Genomic DNA, 7,466 nt, shown 5'->3' with positions numbered 1-7,466 from the left:
CGGTGGTCCCACCTGACCCCATGCCGAACTCAGAAGTGAAACGCCGTAGCGCCGATGGTAGTGTGGGGTCTCCCCATGCGAGAGTAGGGAACTGCCAGGCATCAAATTACGTAGTGAGCCGGGGCATTAAACCGGTGGTTACAGAAGTATTCGGTGGAGCGGTAGTTCAGTCGGTTAGAATACCTGCCTGTCACGCAGGGGGTCGCGGGTTCGAGTCCCGTCCGTTCCGCCACCTATTGAAAGCCCTGAGCATTAGCTCAGGGCTTTTTTCTTATCTGTTGCCTGATTATTGCTTTAAACGCAAAAATCCTCTGCTTAATAGACTCTTTTTTCACACATCCCCCGTTGCGATAATCCTCTTTATTAACAAACATGATGAAGAAAAGAGGAATTCAATGACTATCCCTGCATTTGGTCTGGGCACTTTCCGCCTGAAAGACGACGTTGTTATCGCATCCGTTAAAACTGCCCTTGAACTGGGTTATCGCACGGTTGATACCGCGCAGATCTACGACAACGAAGCTGCGGTCGGCCAGGCTATCGAAGAGAGCGGCGTGCCGCGCGACGCGCTTTTTATCACCACCAAGATCTGGATTGAGAACCTCAGCAAAGAGAAATTAATCCCCAGCCTGAAAGAGAGCCTGAAAAAACTGCGTACCGATTATGTGGATCTGACCCTGGTCCACTGGCCATCACCAAACGATGCCGTGTCAGTTGATGAGTTTATGCAGGCGTTGATGGAAGCCAAAGCCCAGGGGCTGACGCGTGAAATTGGTATTTCTAACTTCACTATTCCATTGATGGAAAAAGCGATTGCGGCTGTTGGCGCAGAAAATATCGCCACTAACCAGATCGAGCTTTCTCCTTATCTGCAAAACCGTCAGGTAGTGGAATGGGCGCAGCAGCACGGCATCCATATCACCTCTTATATGACCCTGGCTTACGGTAAAGCGCTGAAAGACGAAACCATTCTGCGTATTGCTGCCAAACATAATGCCACTGCCGCGCAGGTTATCCTGGCCTGGGCAATGGGGGAGGGTTATGCAGTGATCCCTTCTTCAACCAAACGCGAAAACCTGGCAAGCAACCTGCTGGCACAGGATCTGGAGCTGGATCAGGACGATAAAAAAGCGATCGCCGCACTGGATTGCAACGATCGCCTGGTGAGCCCGGAAGGCCTGGCGCCGAAGTGGGATTAATGTAACCCTCCCTCTGTACCCTTACTTAACCCTCTTACAGCTCCTTCGGGAGCTGTTTTACATGCTCGCTCAAAAAATCGATAAATGCCCGGATCCGGGTGCTCACCGCTCTGTCGCTGTAGTAGACCGCGCTAAAGGGCATCTCTACCGGCAGGCGCTTGTCAGCCATTAGCTCGACTAACTCCCCCCGCGCAATCTCTTTATCAATCATATAATCCGAAAGACATGCAATCCCGTTCCCTCCCAGACATAACTGTTTGAGCGTCTCGCCGCTGTTGGACGATAAACCACAGACCACTTCATGAAGCTGACCATCATGGCAGGCGAGGGGCCAGGTGTTGAGGGAGACCGGCTCCGTAAAGCCCAGGCACAGATGCTGCTTCAACTCCTCAATCGTCTCAGGCTTGCCGAAACGGGCAATATAATCGGGAGAGGCAATGATTTTGCGATAGCTGGTAAACAGCGGGCGTGCCCGCAGACTGGAATCGGTCAGTGTTCCGGCGCGGATCGCGACATCCACCTTGCGCTCAATCAGGTTGATAAAGGTTTCTGACGAGACCAGAGACAGGGTCATTTCCGGATAGCGTTCGCGGAAAGGCTTAATTAAAGGCATCAGAAAATGCAGCACCACGGGCGTGGCGGCGTCGATGCGCAACAGGCCGCGTGGCGTGCTGCGCGTCTCCATGATCTCTGTTTCTGCCGCCGCCATCTCCTGCAGGATAGATTGCACGCGGCGGAAATAGCGTTCACCTTCCTCCGTCAGGCTGAGCTGCCGGGTTGTCCGGTTCAGCAGGCTGACGCCCAGCTTCATCTCAAGCTTTTTGACCGATCGACTCACGGCTGAATTGGCCTGTCCCAGCTGTTCGGCGGCACGGCTAAAGCTGCCGCTCTCAACGACGGCGACAAAGATCGCCAGTTCCTCAGAGGTTGCTTTCATTGTTGCTTAATCCGCAAAATTATATTGACACTTTGAGCATTTTTGTTATTTAAACACTGGCGCATACTCCGTGTCATCTTAATCCTGATGATACGGAGTTTTTTATGCCTCTGGCGCTACTTGCCCTGACGATCAGTGCCTTTGCAATCGGCACAACCGAATTTGTTATTGTAGGACTGGTACCTACGATTGCTGACCAGCTTGCCATCTCCCTGCCTTCTGCGGGCTTGCTGGTCTCCATCTATGCCCTCGGCGTGGCGATTGGTGCGCCGGTGCTGACAGCCCTTACAGGCCGTCTGCCGCGCAAGCAACTGCTGATGGCACTGATGGTATTGTTTACTGCGGGCAACATTCTTGCCTGGCAGGCACCGGATTACACCACCCTGGTGATTGCCCGTCTGTTGACCGGCCTTGCCCACGGGGTCTTCTTCTCTATCGGCTCGACCATCGCGACCAGTCTGGTGCCCAAAGAGAAAGCCGCCTCCGCCATTGCCATTATGTTTGGTGGTTTAACCGTGGCGCTGGTGACCGGCGTCCCGCTGGGCACCTTTATCGGCCAGCATTTTGGCTGGCGGGAAACCTTCCTCGCGGTCTCGCTGCTGGGAGTGATCGCCTTGATCAGCAGTCTGGTGCTGATCCCGTCAAACATTCCAGGACGTGCGGCTGCGACGCTGCGCGATCAGTTGAAGGTGCTGACCCATCCCCGTCTGCTGATGATCTATGCCATTACCGCGCTGGGTTATGGCGGCGTATTTACCGCCTTTACCTTCCTGGCGCCAATGATGCAGGATCTGGCCGGGTTCTCACCGAGTGCGGTCAGCTGGATCCTGTTGGGCTATGGCGTTTCGGTGGCGATCGGCAATATCTGGGGCGGCAAGCTGGCAGATAAACATGGCGCCGTTCCGGCACTGAAAATTATCTTTGCTGCACTGGTAGTCCTGCTGCTGATCTTCCAGTTCACCGCCTCGATGCAATATGCCGCGCTGGCGACGGTACTGGTGATGGGGATCTTCGCCTTCGGCAACGTGCCGGGCCTGCAGGTCTACGTGGTACAAAAAGCCGAGCTGTATACCCCTAACGCCGTGGATGTGGCGTCTGGTTTGAACATTGCTGCTTTCAACGTAGGCATTGCGCTGGGATCGATTATCGGCGGGCAAACTGTAGAACACTTCGGTCTGGCGCAAACGCCGTGGATTGGCGCGGTTATCGTTCTTGCGGCATTTCTGTTGATTGGCCTTAGTGGCCGCCTGGATAAGCCCACTCGTATGGTGCTGGGATAAGTCTGATGTAAGCACTTGCTAACAAAACGAAACAGCGGTTTCTCGGTAATTGCGTTGAAAGTGTGAGCTGAAAACCCTATAACATTAGAACCCGCTCCTGTTTCTGGACGGGTTCTGTCTATAGAGGTCGTTTCACATCGTGCGAAAAAATACCTATGCCATGCGTTATGTTGCCGGACAACCTGCGGAGAGGATCTTACCTCCGGGGTCGTTTGCGAGCATTGGCCAGGCGTTGCCCGCCGGCGCACCTTTAAGCAGTGATGAGAAAATCCGGGTGCTGGTGTGGAATATCTTCAAACAGCAGCGCGCCGAATGGTTATCTGTTCTGCAGAACTTTGGTAAGGATGCGCATCTGGTGCTGTTGCAGGAGGCGCAAACCACCCCTGAACTGGTCAGGTTTGCGACCACTAACTACCTTGCGGCCGACCAGGTTCCGGCATTTGTCCTGCCTCAACATCCGTCCGGCGTGATGACGCTTTCGGCCGCGCATCCTGTTTATTGCTGCCCGCTGCGGGAACGTGAACCGCTCCTGCGCCTGGCTAAATCTGCCCTGGTCACCGTCTACCCCCTGCCGGACACCCGTTTGCTGATGGTAGTGAATATTCACGCGGTCAATTTCAGCCTCGGCGTTGACGTCTACAGCAAACAGTTACTGCCTATCGGGGATCAGATCGCGCACCACAGCGGTCCGGTGGTGATGGCCGGTGATTTCAATGCCTGGAGCCGCCCGCGGATGAATGCGCTTTACCGCTTTGCGCGTGAGATGTCGCTGCGCGAAGTACGTTTTACCGACGATCAACGCCGCAAAGCCTTTGGTCGCCCCCTCGATTTTGTCTTCTATCGTGGTTTGAACGTGCATGAAGCCTCAGTGCTGGTGACGCGCGCCTCCGATCATAATCCGCTACTAGTTGAATTCAGTCCCGGCAAACCTGAGAGATAGAGGTGTGTCAGGTCTGCCGTGGGGCAGGCCTGCGCGGGTGCTGCCCTTTATTTTTCATCAACCGAAGGACAGCAAAAAATGACAACACAGTCCCATCATGACAACGTAGAAAAACAGTTTGGCTCCCAGGCGAAGGCCTATCTCACCAGCGCGGTTCACGCATCCGGGCGCGATCTGCAGCGTCTGGCTGAACGGCTGGCCGACTTTACCGATGCCAACGTGCTGGATTTAGGCTGCGGCGCGGGTCATGCCAGCTTTGTGGCGGCACAGCAGGTTGCTCATGTGACGGCCTATGACTTATCCAGCCAGATGCTGGAGGTGGTCTCTGCGGCCGCCAGTGAGAAAGGGCTGGGGAATATCGCTACCCGTCAGGGCTATGCCGAATCCTTACCCTTTGCCGATCAATCCTTTGATATTGTCATCAGCCGCTACTCGGCGCATCACTGGCACGATGTTGGCCAGGCGTTACGTGAGGTTAAACGGGTGCTGAAGCCGGGCGGTCTGGTTATCATCATGGATATCATGTCACCGGGCCATCCGGTGCGGGATATCTGGCTGCAGACGGTTGAAGCCCTACGTGACACCTCGCATGTGCGCAATTATTCCAGCGGCGAGTGGTTATCGATGTTCACAGAAGCCGGGCTGATTACGCGCGGGTTGCAGACTGACAGGCTGACGCTGGAGTTCTCCTCGTGGATTGCCCGTATGCGTACGCCAGAGGCATTAAGTCAGGCGATAAGGCTGTATCAGGAGAGCGCCTCCGCTGAGGTGAAAGCCTACTTTGAGCTGCAGGAGGAGGGCTCATTCACCAGCGATACGATTTTTGCTGAAGCGCAAAAAGCGGGATAAAACAAAAAAGGCACCGGGGGAATCGGTGCCTTTTTTACATCTGGTCTCTGAAATCAGGAATCCGGGGTGGCGTTGTTTTTCACAAACAGCGTTATCCGATCGCCAGGCTGCAGATTGTCGGTATCGCTGTTCCAGCGCATCACATCTTTGATGTTCACGCCGTGACGCTTAGCAATACTGGAGAGCGAATCGCCTTTTTGCACTCGATAGGTAATGCTATCGCTGTTATTAGCGAGACGCTGCGCGCTGTTACCCGCACCAATCGTCAGGTTTTGACCCACTTTCAGGGTGGAGCCACGCAGCTTGTTCCACTGCTGCAGATCTTTTGCGCTCACGCCAAGACGTGATGCAATGCCTGAAAGCGTATCGCCGGTACGTACCTGATAGCTACGGCTGTTAACCGGTGAGTTATCCGCGATCAGCGTAGACTGAACCGCAGCAATTTCACCCGCTGCCAGAGATACCCGTAACTGTTCAGCGTGTTTCTGCGGCACCAGAACGTACTTCGGCCCGCTGTTACCCAACGTAGAGCCTTTCACACCTGCGTTGAAGGCTTTCAGTTTGGTAACCGAGATACCTGCCATATCCGCAACCTGTCGCAGTTCAACAGGGTTGTTGATACGCACTCTCGCCAGCGCACGACTCTCGTCCGAGGTCGGCAGCTTCACGCCGTACTGTTGGCTGTTTTTGAAGATTTCACTCAAAGCCAGCATTTTTGGTACGTAAATTTTGGTTTCCCGTGGCAGTGGAAGCGACCAAAAGTCGGTGGGTTTACCCCGTGCTTTATTCGCTTTCATTGCCTTCAGTACACGACCCTCACCGCTGTTATACGCAGCGACAGTCAGCAGCCAGTCACCGTCGAACATCTTGTTCAGACGTTGCATCATGTCGAGTGCTGCAGTCGTCGACGCGACCACATCACGACGCGCATCGTAGTTGCGGGTCTGTTTTAAACCATAATTTCGCCCTGTGCTCGGTATGATCTGCCAAAGACCTGCGGCCTTGGCGCCAGACGTTGCATGTGGGTCAAAAGCGCTCTCCACTATGGGTAGTAGTACCAGTTCCATAGGCATGTTACGTTTCTTAACTTGCCCTGCTATCCAGTACATATACGGCTCTGCCCGTAAAGTTACATCGTGGAGATAGCTCTTATTGCTTAAATACTTCTGTTTCTGTTCGCGAATCCGGCTGTTTTCCGGAATTCCCATCTTTAGCTCGTCGCCAATAGAGACCCACAAGTCTTGATCCTGTGCGAAAGACGTCCCATCGTCTGCCCATCGCGATTGACTTGTAAACTTCCCTGCTTCCCCTTGACCAGCTGCAGAAAGGCTCTGTGCGTGCTGTTGTACGTTGCCAGTGTTCTGAGACGACTGGCAACCCACAAGCAGGACAGAGGCGAGTAATATCGCTTTTGCCTTCATGTGTGTGTCAATAGTTGCTTAAAAGACGAGCGATGATAACGACGAATATTTAAAAAGGCAACATGCAATTATCAGAAGTTATCTTTCTTCGCCCTTAACCATGCGAAAATCTCTTCTGGTTGTTGCATATTTGTTTCTTCATTAATTTTATTAATTAAATCAATGTCATCTGTTCTGAGAAATAAATTAATTTTACGCTCATTTTTCAGAATTCCAGGGAGTGTTTTTTGGTTTTTTGCACGTAACTCATTAACTTTGCGGTAATAATCCTGAATCGCTATATCCTCCGGCAAAACGTGCGTTGCAAACTTCATATTCGCTAAAGTATATTCGTGTGCGCAGCAAATGAGGGTGTCTTCGGGAAGGGCGTTAATTTTCTGGAATGACTGGTACATCTGGGCTGGCGTGCCTTCAAACAGTCTTCCGCAGCCGCCAGAGAACATTGTATCGCCACAGAAAAGATAAGGAAAACTGAAGAAAGAGAGATGTCCTAAAGTGTGACCCGGCGTGGCAATTACGGAAAACTCCGACGCAAGAATGAGGATCTTTTCTCCATCTTCGACTACGCGTGTCGCCCCTTTATTTTGTGTCTCAGCGGGGCCGTAAACTACCAGATGCGGGAATTTTGCGCAGATCGCCGCTACGCCGCCCACATGGTCATGGTGATGATGGGTTAGCAGAATCGCTTCCGGCTGCCATTGGTTTTGCTCAATGGCCTTCAACACCGGCTCAGCCTCGCCAGGATCGACAATGATGCAACGGCCTTCATCATTGGTTAAAACCCAGATGTAATTGTCCTGAAAAGCAGGAATACTGATAAGATTCATACATTACCTCTCA

6 protein-coding genes, 1 tRNA gene, 1 rRNA gene and 1 pseudogene are annotated in these 7,466 nt (G+C 53.0%); 6 read left to right on the top strand and 3 right to left on the bottom strand.

Translation table 11 applies throughout. From position 1 onward, the window contains the following. From rrf to dkgB, 3 genes are all read left to right on the top strand, one after another. Positions 1-100: ribosomal RNA gene (gene rrf / locus WFO70_RS12500) — 5S ribosomal RNA — on the top strand; the annotation flags it as partial. Positions 101-155: 55 nt separating this feature from the next. After that, positions 156-232: transfer RNA gene (locus WFO70_RS12495), tRNA-Asp, on the top strand. A 163-nt stretch (positions 233-395) separates the two neighbouring features. Continuing rightward, on the top strand, positions 396-1,199 hold the full coding sequence (dkgB, locus tag WFO70_RS12490) for a 2,5-didehydrogluconate reductase DkgB (protein ID WP_337016535.1): 804 nt from the start codon (positions 396-398) through the stop codon (positions 1,197-1,199). Here dkgB and yafC read toward each other — a convergent pair. Continuing rightward, positions 1,196-2,136, bottom strand: a pseudogene (gene yafC / locus WFO70_RS12485) (DNA-binding transcriptional regulator YafC). The gene dkgB and the pseudogene yafC sit on opposite strands and share 4 nt — an antisense overlap. Before the next feature lie 104 nt (positions 2,137-2,240). On the opposite strand from yafC, the gene WFO70_RS12480 reads away from it, so the two are divergent. The 3 genes from WFO70_RS12480 to WFO70_RS12470 all read left to right on the top strand — a co-directional run bounded on the left by WFO70_RS12480 (position 2,241) and on the right by WFO70_RS12470 (position 5,205). Next, on the top strand, positions 2,241-3,416 hold the full coding sequence (locus WFO70_RS12480; protein WP_337016532.1) for an MFS transporter: 1,176 nt from the start codon (positions 2,241-2,243) through the stop codon (positions 3,414-3,416). Positions 3,417-3,555: 139 nt separating this feature from the next. Then, positions 3,556-4,356, top strand: a complete 801-nt coding sequence (locus WFO70_RS12475) for an endonuclease/exonuclease/phosphatase family protein (RefSeq protein ID WP_032616661.1) — start codon at positions 3,556-3,558, stop codon at positions 4,354-4,356. Between the two features lie 78 nt (positions 4,357-4,434). Then, entirely contained in the window at positions 4,435-5,205 is a 771-nt protein-coding gene (locus WFO70_RS12470) for a class I SAM-dependent methyltransferase (protein ID WP_337016531.1), read from the top strand. 53 nt (positions 5,206-5,258) lie between these two features. On the opposite strand, the gene mltD is transcribed toward WFO70_RS12470, so the two are convergent. Next, positions 5,259-6,626, bottom strand: a complete 1,368-nt coding sequence (gene mltD, locus WFO70_RS12465) for a murein transglycosylase D (RefSeq protein ID WP_337016529.1) — start codon at positions 6,624-6,626, stop codon at positions 5,259-5,261. Positions 6,627-6,697: 71 nt separating this feature from the next. Next, positions 6,698-7,453, bottom strand: coding sequence for a hydroxyacylglutathione hydrolase (gloB, locus tag WFO70_RS12460; protein ID WP_337016527.1), 756 nt, complete (start codon positions 7,451-7,453; stop codon positions 6,698-6,700). Between the last annotated feature and the right edge of the window lie 13 nt (positions 7,454-7,466).

Source organism: Leclercia sp. AS011, from assembly GCF_037152535.1.
Classification (GTDB): domain Bacteria; phylum Pseudomonadota; class Gammaproteobacteria; order Enterobacterales; family Enterobacteriaceae; genus Enterobacter.
The sequence above is the reverse complement of the archived record's forward strand: the minus strand, read 5'-3'. Positions and strand labels throughout refer to the sequence as shown.